This window comes from Vreelandella arctica (assembly GCF_037070215.1).
In the GTDB taxonomy this organism is placed as follows: Bacteria; Pseudomonadota; Gammaproteobacteria; order Pseudomonadales; family Halomonadaceae; genus Vreelandella; species Vreelandella arctica.
This window is the reverse complement of sequence record NZ_JBANSN010000012.1, coordinates 1-17,160: the sequence shown is the minus strand read 5'-3', so window position 1 is coordinate 17,160 and position 17,160 is coordinate 1. Positions and strand designations below refer to the sequence as shown.

Genomic DNA, 17,160 nt, shown 5'->3' with positions numbered 1-17,160 from the left:
ACATTGACTTGTAATGATTTTGCCCTATACATTAACCGCGTAGCCTAGTGCGAAGGAGGTAAAGTGAGCAAAGGAACTTCCACTCATTGTATCCACCCCGCTGAATCACCAGGGCAACGCACAAGCTTCACCTTGAGCGCTCAAGGTAATAAAAGGCCCGTTCCAACTGTTTGGGGCGGCCATTGTAAAGCAAGGAGACTATAGTCCCATGGCAACACAAGAATCTTTAAATCTGGCTCAAACACTGTATGTCGCTTATTACGGCCGTCCGGCTGACCGCGATGGTCTAAACTACTGGGCAGAAGAAATCGATGCCAATGGCGTAGACGCAATGGTCAATGCCTTCGGTAACTCTGCTGAGTTCGATGCGCGCTTTGGCGACCTAACCACTAACCAGCTTATCAACAATCTCTACCAGCAAATGTTTGGTCGTAGTGCTGAATTGGCCGGTCTTGACTTCTACGCAGGTCAGTTGGCCAGCGGTGAGAGCACTCTTGCAGAAATCGCACTGGACATCGCTAACGGTGCTCAGAACGAAGACGCGACTGCCCTTAGCAACAAAGTAGCCGTAGCGGCTGACTTCACAGCGGCGATCGACACTTCTGAAGAAGTGCTAGCTTACGCTGGTGACGCTGCTGCCAACAGTGCGCGCGATTTCCTCGCCACTGTTGATGCTGAAACTGATGTTGCCACCGTAGACGTTGACGCACAGCTCAGCACTATGGTGCAAGCAGACCAAGACGAAACCACTGTTGGCGAAACCTTCAGTCTCACTGCAGGTATCGACAACCTGACCGGTAATGCAAACGACGATACGTTTAATGCACCCACCACAGATGGCGCTACGCCGGTCAAGACCTTGGGTGGTCTGGACTCTATCAATGGTGGAGCGGGCACCGACACGCTTAATGTCGACGATACTGCTACTGCTTCCACCGCTGCATTCACTGTGGGTACCGCTACTATCGAGAATGTTGAGAATGTCAACATCGCTACGACCGGTACGCTGGGTGCGGCAGGCACTGCGCTGGATCTGTCCGGTATGACAGGTGCCACCAAAGTTAACCTGAAGTCTCAAGACACGGGTGCGACTGCGCACAACATTAAGGTTGCAAATGACGTTGATTTAACCGTCGCAGTTGGCGCCGGCACAGCGGACACCGTTGGTGGCAAGGTTGTTTCTGTCGCTGCTCCGGGTGTTGTGACGGTGGCGGGTGATGCGCTGACCAATGTAACTGTTAAAGGCGCAGCTTCAACGTCCGACGTCACTAACACCGTTGCTGGTGCAGGTGCAGCCGGCAAAACGCTTGAGTCAGTGACTTTCGATAAGATCGCCGCAGGTACTGCTACTGCTAAAGGCGATGCGCTTAATTCAATCACCTTGAAAAATCAGGATGCAGCCCTAGTAACATCACTGACCAATACCGCAACCGAATCTCTGACGGTCAACGTTGAGAACGCTGGTTATAATGCTACCACCAAGGCTCTGGTGGCTGGCGTGGCAGTGGATGCAAGCACTACAGCTAACTACAAGACTGTTGCCGTCAATTCCACTGGTGTGAACCAGCTTACTTTGACTGCAGCTGACGCCACTGCCGTTAAGGCAACTGGTGCCGGTAATATTACTCTTACACTTGCTGCTGCTGCCGCAACCTCATTTGACGGCACTGCTGCGACCGGTAATATCGCGCTAAATGGCTTTGCTGCCGGCATGACAGACATCAAGACGGGGGCTGGCAAAGACACATTTACTACGGTTCAAACCGCTAAGTCTACCTTTGACACAGGTGCTGGTAACGACGCCATTACCGCTGCCTCCGCCCTAGCTGCGGGCACTACTGTGAATCTTGGTGCTGGTGACGACAAGCTGTTGTTTGCAACGGGTGGCTCTGTGGTCAACTCTACCGCCACTGCAACCACAGTTATTGATGGTGGGGAAGGAAGTGATACTTTGGCGTTGGAACTGGTTGGTGCGGCCAATGTTGGCGTATTTACCAACTTCGAAGTGTTCGATGTGGTTGGCATGTCCAATAAAACCCTCGACCTCGATATTCTAGCTGCCAACAATACCGTTGCCGGCCTCGTGGGTTCTGGTGTTACAACTGGCGCAGCAACCCTGACTAACGTGGGTGCAGGTGTTGGTTTTACGGCAGTTGAAAACATGATAGCTGCTGGCACAACTACAGTTAAAACTGCTCCGGTTGCTGGTGCTAATGAAGTGGTTACGTTGACTCAAAAAACAGCCGGCGCAATGACTGTGAAAGTTGACTCCGACAGCACGAGCACAACGGTTGCTAATGATGCAGCTGTGTCCGCTGTTGCTACCAATGCAACTTCGCTGAAGGCCGAGTTCGCTTCTGATTCTGGCTTTGCACAGACTGTTGGAGCAGTAGCAACAGAAAACAACCAAGCCATCGTTCTAGAAGGCACTAAGGCGGCAACCCTGGAAGTAGTTTCCGGTGGTACAAACGCTACCAACCTGCTGTCCTACACCATTGGTGCTGATGCTGCTGTCGCCGCTAACGGTATTCTGACTTCCGCTACCGTAAGCGGCAGCGAAGCATTGACTCTTGATTTTGCGCTCAAGGCTGGTGTTACAGTCAACAAGCTGGCTACAGTCAATGCTTCTGAAATGACCGGCAGCCTCACAGTTGATCTTGCTGACATCATGAATGCCGGTACTGTCAAGTTAGGCTCGGGCGCTGACGTTGTGAAGGCGGGCGGTGTTATTACTACCTCCGCTGACATCGAGTCCGTTGAAGGCTTCGCCAAGGCAGCTTCCAAAGAAGCCGAGGCCGTGAAGGTTGCTGATATTCTGGACTTCACTACTGCAGCTACTGTCGGTACTGAAGCAACTCCTTCCACGGATGTGGATGTTGCCAAGGGCGTGGTTACCTTCCTGGGTACCGGTCCGACCACTCTGGATGCAGCCATCGGCATGGTTGATGCTGCTGTAACTGCAGCTAATGCAGCAGTCGCGTTTGAATACATTGGCAACACTTATGTGTATCAGCAGGGTGGTGCCACAAGTGATATTACTGACGACTTCGTAGTGAAGCTGGCTGGTGTGGCTGATGTTACAGAGCTGGGAGTGAATGCTGCCTCAGACGTCTTCCTTGTTTAATTTCCTTAGGGAACAGGCAACTACCTGATAGTAGACGCTTGAGCTAGAAGACACAGAAACCCCACCCTTCGTAAGAGGGGTGGGGTTTTTCTTCAGCGCATTTTAGCGTAGTGCGCTTAGGAAAAAATCAAGGAGATACGATGTCTAACTACCAAATTATTTCTCAAACTGCTCATGCTCACCTACGCTGGAAGCGCTTTGATAACTACCAGTTTGCTGCACAAGATACTGTAGTCCCCTTGGTGATACAGGAACTGACAAAGGCTTGTACCAGCCTGCCAATTGCCTTTATTCAACAGGGCAAAGGCTATATTCCCGTTGCTCTACTAGGGGTTAAAAAGGGGCAGAACCTTTTTGTTGCCCCAAATGGAGGCTGGATTGGTTCTTATATCCCCGCCACCTATCGTAGTTATCCATTTGCACTCGCTGAAGCTGAAAATAATCAACTCGTGCTATACATAGATGCTGATAGTGGCTTGTTGGACGAACGCTTTGAACAACCCTTCTTCGATGATAATAATGAGCCAGCCCAGTCTGTGAAAGATGTGCTGGGCTTTCTCCAACAATTGCAGAACAGCCGGCAGTTGACTCAGCGCATTTGTGACTCCCTCCAAACTGAAAGGCTTGTTGTACCTTGGCCCTTAACTATTGAGACGGGCGAAGGAAAAAAGGTTATTGAGGGTCTTTATTGCATTGATGAAAGCAAACTCGAATCTCTCGACAATGATGCTTTAGCACGGCTTCACCAAGCGGGTGCACTGTCAGCCATATATTGTCAGCTGATCTCCATGCAGCACACCCAGATGCTACGAAAAGTTGCGGACATCCACGCTGAACACGGCGCCACCCAGGAAGTACCGGAAAACCTTGATAGTGTGCTCGATGGTGTGGATGATGACGAGCTAACCTTTGATTTTGATTAGGAGTTTTACCCATGGCAGATGAACAGAAACAGACCATCACCATCGACGGCACCGAATATAACGTGGCCGACCTATCTGACAACGCCAAGGCACAAGTCACCAACCTGCGCGTGACCGATGCCGAGATCGAAAAGCTCAAGCAGCAGCTGGCCATTTATCAAACGGCACGTACCGCCTATGCGCGGGCGTTGAGTGAAGAGCTATCGAAGACGCAAAAGACCGATGCCAAGAAAAACGCGTCAGTTAAACATTGAAGATCCTACTGCTGATAACCAGCTTGGGGCTTTCGCAGCTGTTACGACCTGATTGAAGCGGGTGCCGACTACGAAGTCTTGGCTTACCAGCAATGGGCGCCTGTCACTGGGCCAGATTATGTTGAGTAAACGCTGTACCTAGGTTTCAGTTCTGACAAGTTGGAAAATTGGAAAGTGAATCGACACGAAATCCATCGTGCCGCGAAGCTGGTAAATCGCTAGTGGTAGAAATAGGAGTGCTTTGGCATTTGAGTGTCACTAACACATAGATCGCTAGACTGAGGTATCAGTTGGCGATCTATCGGGCGGCAAATACCTCCTATGTGCACGCCTTGAGTGAAGAACTACCCAAGGAAGGGATGCGGCTAGTTGCGAGCCCCTTGACAAACTTGAAGGGAAATGAAATAGGCCTAGTGAAGGCGAAATTGTCGAAACGGCTTGGGTCTGAGGACGGCATGGAATAGCTCAATGGTTGGGTAAACGATGTAATCTTTATTTTGATGAAAAGCAAGTTCCTTCCTGAAGTTGTTGGGTAATAGTCCCAACCACGTGTGTGATAGCTCCTGATTGATTATTTCCCTTATAGGCAGACAAGTCACTGTCATATTCTGGTAACCTAAACGACATGTTCGTTGTGGCGGGGTCGCTGACGAGCGTCGGCCTTGCCCGCTAGTGATTGCGGTGGTGTGGCTTCGTGGGTGGCGTCAGTTGCTGATGCATGGTCTTTTCTTCTTCAGGTTGTGTTATATGGGTGTTGGTTGGTTGCTTCTCTCTTTAATGATGTACCTTTTGGCGTGCTGGATGTTCTTGCGCCATAAGGCGTTTGCCTTGGTGGCCGCTGTGCTGGGGCTGTTGCTGGCGGTGGTGTCGGTTGCTCATATTGGATCGCTGCGGCTGGCGGGAAGCGGTATCAATGAAGCAGTGCTTTACCATTTGATTGTTGGTCTGGAAGGCGCGGGGTTTGGAGAATATCACTTTACCATCGTATTGATAATCGGGTTGTTGTTCGCGGCTGTGGCTTATGGTGTGTACTGCTACCACTTGGCGATGCGGTTGCATTCTGGACGGTTATCCGCGTCATTAGCGATAGTGGTGCTGGTTGGCGCACTTGGCATTAACCCGGGGCTCATGGGGGCTTATAAGGTTACACAGGTGTATCTTGCCGAAGTGCCTGTGACAGCGCTGCCTGATGACCTAGTGTATCCAAGGGAGGTGGGCCTTATAGACGAGACCACTAAGCCCAAAAACCTCGTCTTGATCTATGCAGAATCGCTGGAGGCGAGCTACTTTGATGCTGATCGCTTCCCTGGGCTGATGCCACGCCTTAGCGCCATGCGTGAAAAGAGTCTGTCATTCTCCCGAGTGGAATCTCTGCCCGGTATGACCTGGACCATCGGCGGCATGGTAGCTAGCCAATGTGGCGTGCCATTGGTCACCGCCAGTAATACGCGAAATGCCAATGTGAGCACGGAACAATTCCTTTCCGAAGCCCATTGCATGGGGGATATTCTTAGTCAGCATGGCTACCAACTCCATTATATGGGGGGAGCGGATAGTTCCTTTGCGGATAAGAATCTCTTCTATGAGAGTCATGGCGCGTGGCATGTGGAGGGCCGCGAGCAACTCGAATTAAGGCTAGATGAGCCCCGCTATGTAAATCAGTGGGGGCTCTACGACGATTCATTGCTTGAGATGGCGAAAACCCGCTTCGATAGCTTGGCGGGCGACTCTCAGCCCTTTGCTTTATCGCTTCTTACGCTTGATACCCATCACCCCAAAGGGCATGTCTCACAACGCTGCCGAGATATACCTTATGGAAATGGCGACAATCCTATCCTTAATGCCGTGCATTGCAGTGACCAGTTGCTAGCTGAGTTCGTTGATTATGTGCTTAGTGCTGAAAATGCCGATGAAACGCTAGTGGTGGTGATGTCTGATCATCTTGCCTTGCCTAACTCTGCGTCGGATGTCCTTGCCCAGAAACCGCGCCACAATCTGCTCATGATGCCCAGCATAAATACTGAGGAATTGCCGGAAGGCATAAACGTTGCACGGCCATCATCTCTAATGGATGTAGGAGCGACACTATTGCACCAAATGGGGTTTGATATCCCGGCGCTGGGGTATGGACGTAATCTACTTGCGCAAGGTGAAACGTTTATGGAAGCCCACGCTGAACCGAAAACAGCGATACGCGAGCGCTTTGCTACAGTGCGACACCTGTGGCAATACCCCAGCCTTAACAAAGGGCTGAAAGTTGAACTCGCAGCAGAGAGGGCGCTCATTGGTACGCATGAGGTGGCGCTTCCAGCAATGATGACGTTTCAGGACAATTTGCGCCTAGATCAGACACTCAGGGCCAACCAGCTGCTGGATGTCTTGGAGAGTGCTAAGGACGCCATAAGTTTTGTATGGGTAGATAAATGTAACGTATTGCCAGAAACGCTGGTTGAAGGGGGGGCTCTAGACTCGGGTAAGGCAGAGCTATGTTTGTTAGCGGGGAAAGGCCAAGGTATAAGCTGGCCAGCAATGGTACTTCAGGGCAAAAACACCTACGACTTGTCGCTTAGTGACCTAGAGCCCTTTCTGAGCTCGCCCAGTGACCATGAGTTTACCCGTGAGTTGTTGCAGCATCTTCGTCTGAAAAGCGCCGGTGGGGAGGTTGTTTCATCATCCGCGCGCGAGATGGCTGTATTAGCGAAAGCGATACCCTTGCCCGGTCATGCATTTATTGAATGGAAAGGGCTCAATGATCGACGCCGCCTGCTACCAGAGATCATTGTGCCTGCTTGGCAGGCCAATATATTGCAGCCCGAGTTTGATATACGGGAGCCTTTATCCTCATCACAGCCAGAATACCGCAGTGCATGGGTGGCGGCAGCCATTAAGGATGAACGGGTTCTAGCGGATTATCTATCGCCGGGGGGGGGTGGGAGAGCGTATCGCGACTAATGATGCTGTTGGATGATGGGTCGGAGCTGGACGTGCGTGCGACTGGTGGATTCCTTGCAAAGAATTGGGAAAACGCCTATCTACGACGCGACGGAAAGCATCTTATGACATTGCAACGAGGTATTAATCTCTGGGTCAAAACGCCTTCCGGTGATGAGCAACGCTATCGTTTCGACACCCATGGTGATCTGAGTGATAGTGAGGCATTAATAAATACGTTAGCGCAAGTGCCAAAGGGGGCATTGATGGTATTCGTGACCACGGATGAGTTTAGCGCTGCTTTATCACCAGATGCCGTGGCTCGCTTGCATGAGATGGGGTTATTGCATCCCTGAAACTATGTTAGGTTTCAAATGATTGGAACCATAGTGGGTAGCTATTGGGCGTTGATCTAGTTGTTTAGCTCCTTAGGCCAAGGATGGTGTCGAAGAGGCTCGAGGCGGTATCAATCACGCGGGCGTTGGCTTGGTAAAACTGCTGGTAACGTATTAGGTTCGCGGCTTCTTCATCTAAGTTAACGCCCGACTCGGACTGTTGTACTGCGCGCAGCTGATCGGTTAGCCCTTGTCGCGCATCCAGGTTTACCTGGGTGATGTTGGTGCGATTCCCGACATCACTAACCATGGTGCCATAGGCACCGCTGAAGGTGGCGCTTGCCCCCACCGTCACTTCGCTTTGTAAGTTCTGTAAGGCAAGCGCGTTGCGGTTGTCGCCGGGGCCGGTAGAGCCTGATAGGCCTGTAAAAGTAACGCCGCTGGTGGTGCCGTTACTGGGCAGCTCGTCGATGGTGAAGCTGAGGATGGTATTGCCCGTGGCATCGTCTTTAATTGTGAGGCGCTCACCAACCGCTAAGGTGTCGCCTGTACCGGTATTCACCGAGAGCACATTGTCGATTTCAGTGCCGTCTTCTTTAAAGACGCTGTAAATGCCTTCCGGCGGTGGGGAGCTGGGCACCGAGCCTGCATCTGGGGAAACAAACAGGTTGTTGCTGCTATCCGCCCCGAAGAGCCCTAAGGTGAGTGCGCCGTCGTCAGCGGCTTTAATCGCAAAGCTGGGCGGCTGGTAGTTGGCATCCATCTGTTTAAACGCTGGGGATACCTCAACATCGCTAACTTCAAGCTGGCTCTGCACGCGGCCAATGGGGGTGTTGTCTGGAGTAACACTGCTGCTACCCGGTATGCCGGGCATTTCATCCCAAGTGGCGGTGATGTTGAAGTAACCGTTTCCCGATACCAGCACGAAGAGTGGTTCAGTAACCGTGTCGATATTTAACTTTTCATTCATGCCGTCGAGAGAGCTGCTGCCGTCATTAATAGTGCCTTCACTGTCAAAATGATCCGCATCACCGGTATAAGTAAAGGTCATACTGTTGTAGCTGGAGGGCACACCATCGGCAAGGTCACTTGAAAATTCAGTGCCTTTGTGAAAAAGCAGTTCTTCATTACTGTAAGTCGTGCCCTCAGGAAACCCGCGGGCTAAAGTGAACACTTGTGATTCAAGGTCACCTACAGAAGCAATGTTATTACTCGTCCATGTATGGTCAGCATCACTTCCCGTGATGGGAGTACCGACGAGGTGTTTACCATCTCGGGTGAAGAGCTGGATGTCATCATCCGCCCCCAAATCATAGAGGTGTATTTCAACATTTTTGGCGCCAACAGGAATAAAGGCAAATGGCTTAATGCCTGAAGGTTCTCCAGTCAATTTACTTCCTGTGGCAAATTTACTGGCAAAACTCTCTGTTTGACCCAGACGCGTGGTGCTTTGCGATTGAAAATCCACCGTGGAGTAGGGCATGGGGCGCACCGGGCCGAGGGCTGCAGCAACCTTATCCAGGTCGTTGATCAGTACGTCCATATCTGCTGCGGCGCGGCGCACGGGTTGCACGTTAAACGTATCACCCGCCGATGGGGAGCCGGCCAGCGTGAGGTCAATGCCGCCAAAGGAGAGCGTATTGCCATCCCACTCAGCATCCACTTCCTCGCCGTTATCGTGCCGGGTAACGCTAAAGTCGCTACCGTCGTAACGTACCTGATAGTCGGTGGCGCGCACGTCTTCTACGAGTGTTGCGTCAAAGCTAATCGTGCCTACTTCTGCGCTGTTGTCTTTGCCGCTATAGGCTTGGGGGGCGCCAATGGAGTAAAAGTCTTGCCCTTGTTGGCCGCTTAAATCAATGCCTTGCTTGTGTACTTCGTTAAAGGCGGTAGTTAGCGAGACGGCGAGTTGGCCAATTTGGTTTTGGCTTTTGTCTAATGCTTCCTGACGAAAGCGCATTAGCCCGCCCAAGCTGCCACCGGTAATCAATTCTTCGTCTAGTGGCACGACGTTTCCACCCCCATCCCGGTAGCCGATAACGGTGCGCTGGGGGTCGGTCCCGGACGCCACCGGGCGCAGCGAGAAGGCGTCAGTATTGGTAACCAACGGTTGGCCATTGGGCAGGCTAATGTTGTAGGTTTTTCCATCTTGAATGTTAAGCCGTACGTCCAGGCGCTCGTTTAACTCGGCGATCATATGGTCGCGCTGGTTGAGCAGGCTATTGGGCGCTTCGCCGTTACGTGCGCGTGCCAGTGCAATTTCACGATTAAGCCCGGCAATTTGCTGGGTGGTGTTATTGACCTGGGTAATTTCGTCTTTGATCTCGCTGTTGAGGTTGCTCTGCATATCTTGCAGATAGCCATCAAACGAGCGGAACTGGGCACTAAGCGTTTGGGCAGTGCCGATGACGCCTTGGCGAGCAGCTGGGTCTGAAGGGGCGCTGGCCAGGTCTTCTAGGCTGGAAAAGAAGGTTTGCATCAGCGGTGCAAGGCCCGCTTCGCGGTCGGCGAGCAGGTTGTCGATTTGCTCTATCTGCTGGGAATATTTTTCCAACGCGCTGGATTGGGTACGTGCATTATTGAGCTGATCGGCCACATAGTGATTGAACTGGCGTTCGGTATCATTGACCTGAACGCCGCCACTGCCCGACGATTTTTCACCCAGTACCGTCACTTCCCGGTTGAAGCCTGGCGTGTAAACGTTGCTGATATTGTTACTGGTGGAGTTAAGGGCATTTTGTGCTGCATTTAGCCCGCTTAGTCCCGTTGAAAACATGCTCATCGCCCATTGCCCTTGTCGCCACCTGCTGAAATCGCAGTGTTTTTAGTAATTTAGCAAAGTGGACTTTACCATTTTTTTATTAGGGGAGGGTAGCTGAAAAGAGGGGGTGGGAGATGAATAAATTCCCTACTGGAAGGTAAGGATGAACGGCGATGCTTCGTTGGCGGTGATGATGTACGCTGAATCTCACATGGGATGTGACACTCACAAGCACGCAGACTAAGACAACCGTTTGGTTTGTTTTTTAATGAAAAGAGAAGTGGTGCCGATTCTCTCTAACTGTGATGGGTGAACCGCCCCGGTTATTCCGAAGACCGGTTTGTTTGAGTCAGGCAGCTTCACCCGACTCCTCCAATTGACGATAATACGTCCTTTCTCGTTCTGCTGGTGGAACGTTTCCGATGGGTTCCAGCAGTCGGCGATTGTTGTACCAGTCAACCCACTCCAGCGTGGCATACTCAACGGTATCCAGTCCCCTCCATGGGCCACGATGATGGATCACCTCCGTTTTGAACAAGCCGATTATGGTCTCGGCCAGCGCATTGTCGTAGGAGTCGCCGGTGGTGCCAACTGAGGCATTGATACCCTCGTCAGCCATACGCTCGGTGTAGCGGATCGAGAGATATTGGCTTCCCCTATCACTATGGTGGATCAACCCTGGTCTGTATTTTCGTGCCCACAGAGCTTGCTCCAGAGCGTCCAGCACCAGTGCTGTTCTCATCGACGTCGCTACACGCCAACCCACGATACAGCGTGCATAAACATCGATAACGAACGCAACGTAAACGAAGCCAGACCAGGTAGCGACATAGGTAAAATCGGCTACCCAAAGCTGATTAGGACGCATAGCCGTAAAGTCACGTTTCACTAAATCAGGTGCCCGTTTCTGGCCGGGATCACTGAGGGTCGTGAAGGGGCGTTGGCCTCGCACCACGCCGCGAATTCCTAGGCGGCGCATGAGCCGTTCTACAGTGCAACGAGCAACATTAACGCCTTCACGGCGGAGTTGCCGCCAGACCTTACGGGCACCGTAGACGCAGAAGTTTTCTTCCCACACGCGCTGAATCTCAGCGGTAAGAAACGCATCCTGTCGATACCGGTCTGCCCGCCGTTCAGGATCAGCTTCAAGTGCCTTGTGGTGGTAATACGTCGATGGGGCGATTGGCAGTTGACTACAAATCGACTCGACCCCGAACTGAGCACGATGCTCGTCGATAAATGACACCATCAATTGGGTTTGCGGTCGAGCTCCGCCTGGGCGAAAAAAGCAGCCGCCTTACGGAGAATTTCATTAGCGCGCTTCAATTCGACGTTTTCACGCTCTAGCTGCTTGAGTCGTTCATTTTCAGGCAGGTTAACCGAGCTGTTTTCCTGCGTGAGTTCTGTGCGTTTGCACCAGGCTCTCAAAGTCTCTGGTGTACAGCCGAACTTGCTGGCAATGGAGCAGATCGCCGCCCACTTGGACGGGTATTCGCCTTGCTGTTCAAGGACTAATCGAACAGCTCGCTCCCGGACTTCTGGGGAATATCGTTTTGGTGAGTTCATAACTCCATCCTCTCAAGATATGGAGTCTCCGGTAAAGCCGGGGCGGTTCAGTGCCGCATTACCTGATGTATCAGCTAAGGAACCTTGGGTGTTAGCGTCATAGCTTATGGTGATTTCAGCATCAGAAGAAACGGGACGGTCTAGTGTCAATTCAAGGCTGTTACCGTTGATTTGAACAGCGGTCACATTTGCTAAGCTGCCTAGGGTAAAGCTACTCGGGTTCGGTGAGCCGGTAAGAAGTTCTGAGTAGCTGATAGTGATACTTTCACCATTTCCCAAAAGCTCAGCGGCCACCATTGCAGGCGGTGTCTGATCTGTCCCGCCGCTGCTTCCACCCGTAGAGCCTTCTGTTTCCTGTTGTGCTGAGGCTTTGATTTGCGACGTCAGACTACTAAGCTCATTTTCATTAAAACTATGTAGCTCAGGGGTGGCGAGGTATTGCTGTGAAAGCTCAGCGATCTTTTCAGGTGTTTCGCTGGTGATTTCGGTGATCGTTTCAGCGATGACAAGCTTGGCCGCTAGCGTGTCTGCGTCGACCCCTGTGTTGCCACCCGCGGCATTCATAAATGCTGCTAGCATGGCAAGCCCTGCGCTTTCTAGCGGGGTTCCTTGGTCTAGCGTTGCTTGTATCCGCTCACTCCAATAGTCGAGGCCATTCGCATCAGGGTCACGGTTGAGCAAGTTGCGATAAACTGTACTGATATAGCTTTCTGCGCTATTGACATCGGTGTAAAGCGCACTGATTTCCGGCACGTCCGGATTAGCAAATACCTGATGCAGTGAGGCGATGCTTTCACCAGCTTCTAAGCGTTCCTGCCAGTAGGTGAGGCCTGACTGGTCTGCAGCGCGGTTAAAGTAAGTAAGATATAGCAGTTGGATATTTTCTTTTGCTGTCATGATTCCCTTTGCCTTACATTATTTCCGTTAATTGAGTACGTAATCACTGGCAACTCTCTCCAAAGAGAAAGCATAAGCACTACGGTAAGGAGGTTGATCTAATTAATTTTTTTAGCTTTCTCAATTTAATGAACTACAAAATAAAAGCAACATTAACTTAGTTATAATTGTTTTTTTTTGTTTCTGATTGTGGTTGTAGGGGAGTGGTTGCTAACAGAACGTAAGTGAAGATGGGCAAGACGCTGTTACCAATTTTGGAGTGGATGTCGAGACGAAAAGCCGTTTAAGCATGCTAAACTGCGCGCTTTTGCTAATAGGTGGGTTCGATATGCGGGCGCGCTTTACACGTTATCTCAGCGTCGGGGTCGTTAACACCGCTATTCATTGGGCGCTTTTCTTGGCATTACAGGGGCTTGGGCTCAGTCAATGGGCGAGCAACGGGATGGCTTTTTTGGTAGCAGTGACTTTTTCATTTTTTGCCAATGCAAAAGTCACATTTCAAGCGCGGGCGACACCTGGGCGTTATGCCATGTTCGTGCTGTTTATGGGCTGTTTAAGTGTGCTAGTGGGCGCTGTTGCAGACCAGTTGCAGCTCTTCCCGCTAGTGACACTGGTGGTGTTTTCTGGCCTAAGTTTGGTGGTGGGCTTTCTGTTTTCTCAATGGTTTGTTTTTCGGAGATCGTAATGAAACTCTCTCTCGTCGTGCCTGTTTATAACGAAGAGGCGGCAATTACGCTGTTTTATTACGCTGTGCGGGAAAGCCAGGCCCTTTCCGGTTATGACGTGGAGATAGTGTTCGTTAACGACGGTAGTCGCGACGCTACAGCGCGCATCGCCGAGGCGTTGGCTGAAAAAGATCCTTTAGTGGTACTGGTAGACTTTTCGCGAAATTTTGGCAAAGAGCCAGCGCTATTTGCCGGTTTGGAGCACGCAACGGGAGATGCGGTCATTCCGATTGACGTTGATCTGCAGGATCCCATTGAGGTGATCCCCGTGATGGTGGAGCGCTGGAAAGCTGGAGCAGAGGTGGTGCTGGCAAAACGCACAGATCGCCGTAGCGATAGCTATTTAAAGCGACGTTCAGCTGAAATGTTTTACCAGCTACATAACTGGATTAGTGATCCCAAGATTGAGCCCAATGTTGGCGACTTTAGGTTGATGGCGCGTCATGTAGTCGATGCTATTTTAACATTGCCTGAGCGAAAGCTATTTATGAAAGGGGTGCTCTCTTGGGTTGGTTTCAATACAGAGGTCATCACATACACCCGTGCTGAGCGGGTTGCCGGTGAGACTAAATTCAACGGTTGGAAGCTGTGGAACTTGGCGTTGGAAGGAATCACGTCGTTCAGTACGGTACCTTTGCGTGTTTGGACCTATTTGGGCTTTGGGGTGGCGACGTTTGCGTTTGTTTATGCAGCATTGCTGATTATTGAAAAACTCACCACCGGTAATCCTGTACCTGGCTATCCATCGTTGATGTCGACCATACTTTTTTTGGGTGGGATACAGCTAATCGGCATTGGTGTGTTGGGTGAGTACATCGGCAGGATTTATACCGAAAGCAAACAGCGACCACGCTATATCGTGCGTCGGGTAGTGCAGTCCAAGGTAGAGGACGAGTAACCGATGCGTTTAGCGGACGATGGCTGGGTGGCTCCTTCATTAGCCGTACGCCAAGCAGGGGCTTTGTTGGCGGCGGCGCTGGGCGGTGGGGTATTCGCTTTTTGGTTATATGGCTGGGGTGTCATCAACCCTGCGAGTGTTCGTTGGTTGCTGCTAGAGGGAGATCCATTTCAGCACTACATAGGCTGGGAGGCATTTCGTCACGATGAGTGGCGCTGGCCGCTGGGGGCACTACCACGTTTTGGCACAACGATCGATGCCAGTATTGTGTTTATGGATGCTATCCCGCTGCTGGCACTGCCTTTGAAGCTGGTGTCAGCATGGTTGCCAATGCCGTTTCAATACCAGGGCTTGGTGATGCTTTTCAACAGTATGTTGAATGCATTGGTAGGCGCTTGGGTAGCTCAACGTCTGGGCGCCAAGCCATTACTTTCGTTTCTATTTGCGATCTTAATTGTGCTTTCGCCAATCGTTATCATGCGGGGCATTGGTGCTCATGGGCACGAGGCATTAACCGCGCACTGGTTGGTACTGGCGGCTCTGGGTATGGCGTTATTACCGCGCTCAGGTTGGGCTCGTGAGTTGGCATGGTTAGGCTTGCTACTGGCAGCAGTATCCATTCATTTTTATCTTTTTTTCATGGTTGGCGTTATTTGGGCGGCTGCCTGGACAGCTTCGGCGCAAAGAGCATTTACCCACCGGCAGATGGCGCAGCTCGGCAGACTGTGTACCGTGGCGGTAATGAACGTAGCGTTAGTATTGTTTGTTATGTTGGCGTTGGGGTATTTCCAGTACGGTTTGGATGTTGGTCGTGAAACGGGATTTGGTTACTTCTCCGCGGAGTGGATGACATTTATTAATCCGCGCTCTGAAGCGTGGTTTTTGGCAGGTACGGAGTTATTTAGCGGTTCAAGGGTACTTCCTGGGTGGCTTTCGCCTATTGCCGGGCAATATGAAGGGCAGGCCTACGCCGGGCTGGGCATGCTGGCCTGGGGCTTATCGGCCGTGACAGTAGCGCTGCGCCGCATGCCCGTTAGTGCAGTGAGTGGCGTATCTCGCGAGCATGCGACACTATTTGTAGCATTGGTCATGCTTTTTGTGTTCGCGCTAGGCGACCGATGGGTAATTGGGCGCTTGGTATGGGATATTCCTTACCCCGATTGGACTCAGTTAATTACGCAGTATTTGCGCTCAAGTGGACGCTTAGTGTGGCCGCTTTTCTATGCGTTGCTATTAGCTGCCCTGTGGTTAACGGCGCGCTTCATGAGTGCGCGAATGGGCATAGTAGTATTAATCATAGCGATTTGGGTGCAGTGGTCTGATCTTAAACCGTTGAATGATTTTATACGTGATGGCTTGAGCAGTCGCGTGGCTGATACGCGCTCCTCGTTCCCTTATGCCACTTTGGAAGATCCACGCTTGGCTGCTTTGGTAGATCAAAGCGATGCGATCTATTTCTTGCCGGGTGGCAATATGGAGCGGCTGAAACCTTACTTATGGTTGGCTGCTCATAATGATGTGAGCATTAATGTGGCTTACTTTGCGCGAAGTAATTCGGAGGCATTAGAGATAGCTAACCGTTCATATGTCGCGCAAGTTAGCCGTGGTGAATTATTGCCTTCCACATTGTATGTGATGACTGATAGCGAGCTGGCCGACAAAGTTTGCGATTATTCACAGGCGGTTTGTTTTAACAGCGATGGTGCCACCGTCGCGACACTATCCAGCAATGAGTGAGAAATGTTGTGCCATTGAATAGAACATTCGACCTGCTAATAACGTGCCTATTAGGCGTGGTGGCGTTTGCGCTGATTGCAGGCAACCCCCTTGCTGTTCTTGCGGGGGGGCTGGTGATTGACACCGATTATGCCAACGCTGCAGCAGCGTTCGAACTGTTTGTGAAGGATCGTTGGCACTGGCCGTTAGGTGCTAACCCGCATTTCGGGGGGGTTAATATATTTTTCAGTGATGGTGGCCCTTGGCTAGCGATGTTTGCCAAGCTGGTGCGGCAAGTGAGTGGTGTGTTTATCAACTTTCACTGGCTTACATTGATCAATGTGGTGATGTTTGCGGTAATGGCGCGACGATTGGCTTGCCTGCTTTCGAAACAGGCGTGGACTAGCTGGTTGATTACTCTCTGTTTGTTATTCAGTTTGATGATGCCCGTTCGCATGATTGGTGGCCAGCATATAGCGCTTAGCAGCTATTGGGTGGTTCTTTGGGCAATGTGCTGTGTGCCTCTGGGTGAAGAGGGAAATTCCTTTCGCCGTCGTTGGGAGTTTGTTCTGGCGTTGACCTTTGCCGTTTGGAGCCATGCCTATCTTGCTGCTATGGCGTTAACGTTAGTAGGTGCTTTATTACTATCTGAGAAGCGTTGGAAAGCGACGATTTTAGCGCTAGGCGTTGCGTTATTTTTACTCTATGTAGTGGGTGTTTTCCATGGTGAACATGCCATTACAGAAGGGGCGAAGGCTTACTCGTTGGATGTCCTCGCTTTTGCTGAATCACTTGGCTGGGCGCTACTGCCCAATCTTTATACGATTAAAACGCCAACCCAAAGCGATGCCATTCTCTATTTCCTGAATCCGTGAGACCGGCCCCCGGAAGCACTTCTAACCCACTGACCTGCATGGCAATATAGCCATTATCGCCATTCACCCAGACAGTGCCATGCCCAACATAAAGTTCCGCGCCAGTCGCCGCACCCTCACCAGCCACGCCGGGCTGTCCATCATCGGGCAATGCT

13 protein-coding genes and 1 other annotated feature are annotated in these 17,160 nt (G+C 51.3%); of the genes, 9 read left to right on the top strand and 4 right to left on the bottom strand.

Annotated features, from left to right (window positions below; genetic code table 11):
- Positions 1-208: 208 nt before the first annotated feature.
- The 5 genes from V8L70_RS12485 to V8L70_RS12465 all read left to right on the top strand — a co-directional run bounded on the left by V8L70_RS12485 (position 209) and on the right by V8L70_RS12465 (position 7,588).
- The gene (locus V8L70_RS12485) at positions 209-3,124 is read left to right on the top strand and encodes a beta strand repeat-containing protein (RefSeq protein WP_336269473.1); all 2,916 of its coding nucleotides are present in this window, start codon (positions 209-211) and stop codon (positions 3,122-3,124) included.
- A 140-nt stretch (positions 3,125-3,264) separates the two neighbouring features.
- Positions 3,265-4,047, top strand: a complete 783-nt coding sequence (locus tag V8L70_RS12480; RefSeq protein ID WP_336269472.1) for a SapC family protein — start codon at positions 3,265-3,267, stop codon at positions 4,045-4,047.
- Positions 4,048-4,058: 11 nt separating this feature from the next.
- Positions 4,059-4,301, top strand: a complete 243-nt coding sequence (locus tag V8L70_RS12475) for a DUF6447 family protein (RefSeq protein ID WP_336269471.1) — start codon at positions 4,059-4,061, stop codon at positions 4,299-4,301.
- Between the two features lie 714 nt (positions 4,302-5,015).
- Positions 5,016-7,253 (top strand): sulfatase-like hydrolase/transferase, encoded by a 2,238-nt coding sequence (locus V8L70_RS12470; protein ID WP_489686883.1) that lies wholly within the window; start codon positions 5,016-5,018, stop codon positions 7,251-7,253.
- 104 nt (positions 7,254-7,357) lie between these two features.
- Positions 7,358-7,588, top strand: coding sequence for an interleukin-like EMT inducer domain-containing protein (locus V8L70_RS12465; protein WP_336269469.1), 231 nt, complete (start codon positions 7,358-7,360; stop codon positions 7,586-7,588).
- Positions 7,589-7,652: 64 nt separating this feature from the next.
- Here V8L70_RS12465 and flgK read toward each other — a convergent pair whose 3' ends face one another.
- The 3 genes from flgK to V8L70_RS12450 form a co-directional block, all read right to left on the bottom strand.
- A complete protein-coding gene (gene flgK / locus V8L70_RS12460; RefSeq protein WP_336269468.1) occupies positions 7,653-10,349 on the bottom strand; it encodes a flagellar hook-associated protein FlgK in 2,697 nt (898 codons plus the stop codon).
- Positions 10,350-10,677: 328 nt separating this feature from the next.
- Positions 10,678-11,894 (bottom strand): IS3 family transposase gene (locus V8L70_RS12455; protein ID WP_336269467.1). Its coding sequence is split into 2 segments (ribosomal slippage): positions 10,678-11,609 and positions 11,609-11,894, totalling 1,218 coding nucleotides; the frame shifts between segments, so codons are not numbered across the junction.
- Positions 11,503-11,619 (bottom strand) — a sequence feature (AL1L pseudoknot). It overlaps the preceding gene by 117 nt.
- 12 nt (positions 11,895-11,906) lie before the next feature.
- The gene (locus tag V8L70_RS12450; RefSeq protein ID WP_336269466.1) at positions 11,907-12,791 is read right to left on the bottom strand and encodes a DUF4214 domain-containing protein; all 885 of its coding nucleotides are present in this window, start codon (positions 12,789-12,791) and stop codon (positions 11,907-11,909) included.
- A gap of 328 nt (positions 12,792-13,119) precedes the next feature.
- Between V8L70_RS12450 and V8L70_RS12445 the strand changes: the two genes are divergently transcribed.
- The 4 genes from V8L70_RS12445 to V8L70_RS12430 are packed head-to-tail and all read left to right on the top strand — an operon-like array spanning position 13,120 to position 17,005.
- Positions 13,120-13,476, top strand: a complete 357-nt coding sequence (locus V8L70_RS12445; protein ID WP_336269465.1) for a GtrA family protein — start codon at positions 13,120-13,122, stop codon at positions 13,474-13,476.
- Entirely contained in the window at positions 13,476-14,414 is a 939-nt protein-coding gene (locus tag V8L70_RS12440; RefSeq protein ID WP_336269464.1) for a glycosyltransferase family 2 protein, read from the top strand. The genes V8L70_RS12445 and V8L70_RS12440 overlap by 1 nt, the downstream gene beginning before the upstream one ends.
- Before the next feature lie 3 nt (positions 14,415-14,417).
- Complete coding sequence (locus V8L70_RS12435; protein ID WP_336269463.1) at positions 14,418-16,151, top strand: DUF6311 domain-containing protein; 1,734 nt, start codon at positions 14,418-14,420, stop codon at positions 16,149-16,151.
- A gap of 8 nt (positions 16,152-16,159) precedes the next feature.
- Complete coding sequence (locus tag V8L70_RS12430; RefSeq protein WP_336269462.1) at positions 16,160-17,005, top strand: DUF6311 domain-containing protein; 846 nt, start codon at positions 16,160-16,162, stop codon at positions 17,003-17,005.
- Here V8L70_RS12430 and V8L70_RS12425 read toward each other — a convergent pair.
- The coding region (locus V8L70_RS12425; RefSeq protein WP_336269461.1) for a hypothetical protein at positions 16,956-17,160 on the bottom strand (205 nt) is incomplete at its 5' end. The two genes, V8L70_RS12430 and V8L70_RS12425, sit on opposite strands and share 50 nt — an antisense overlap.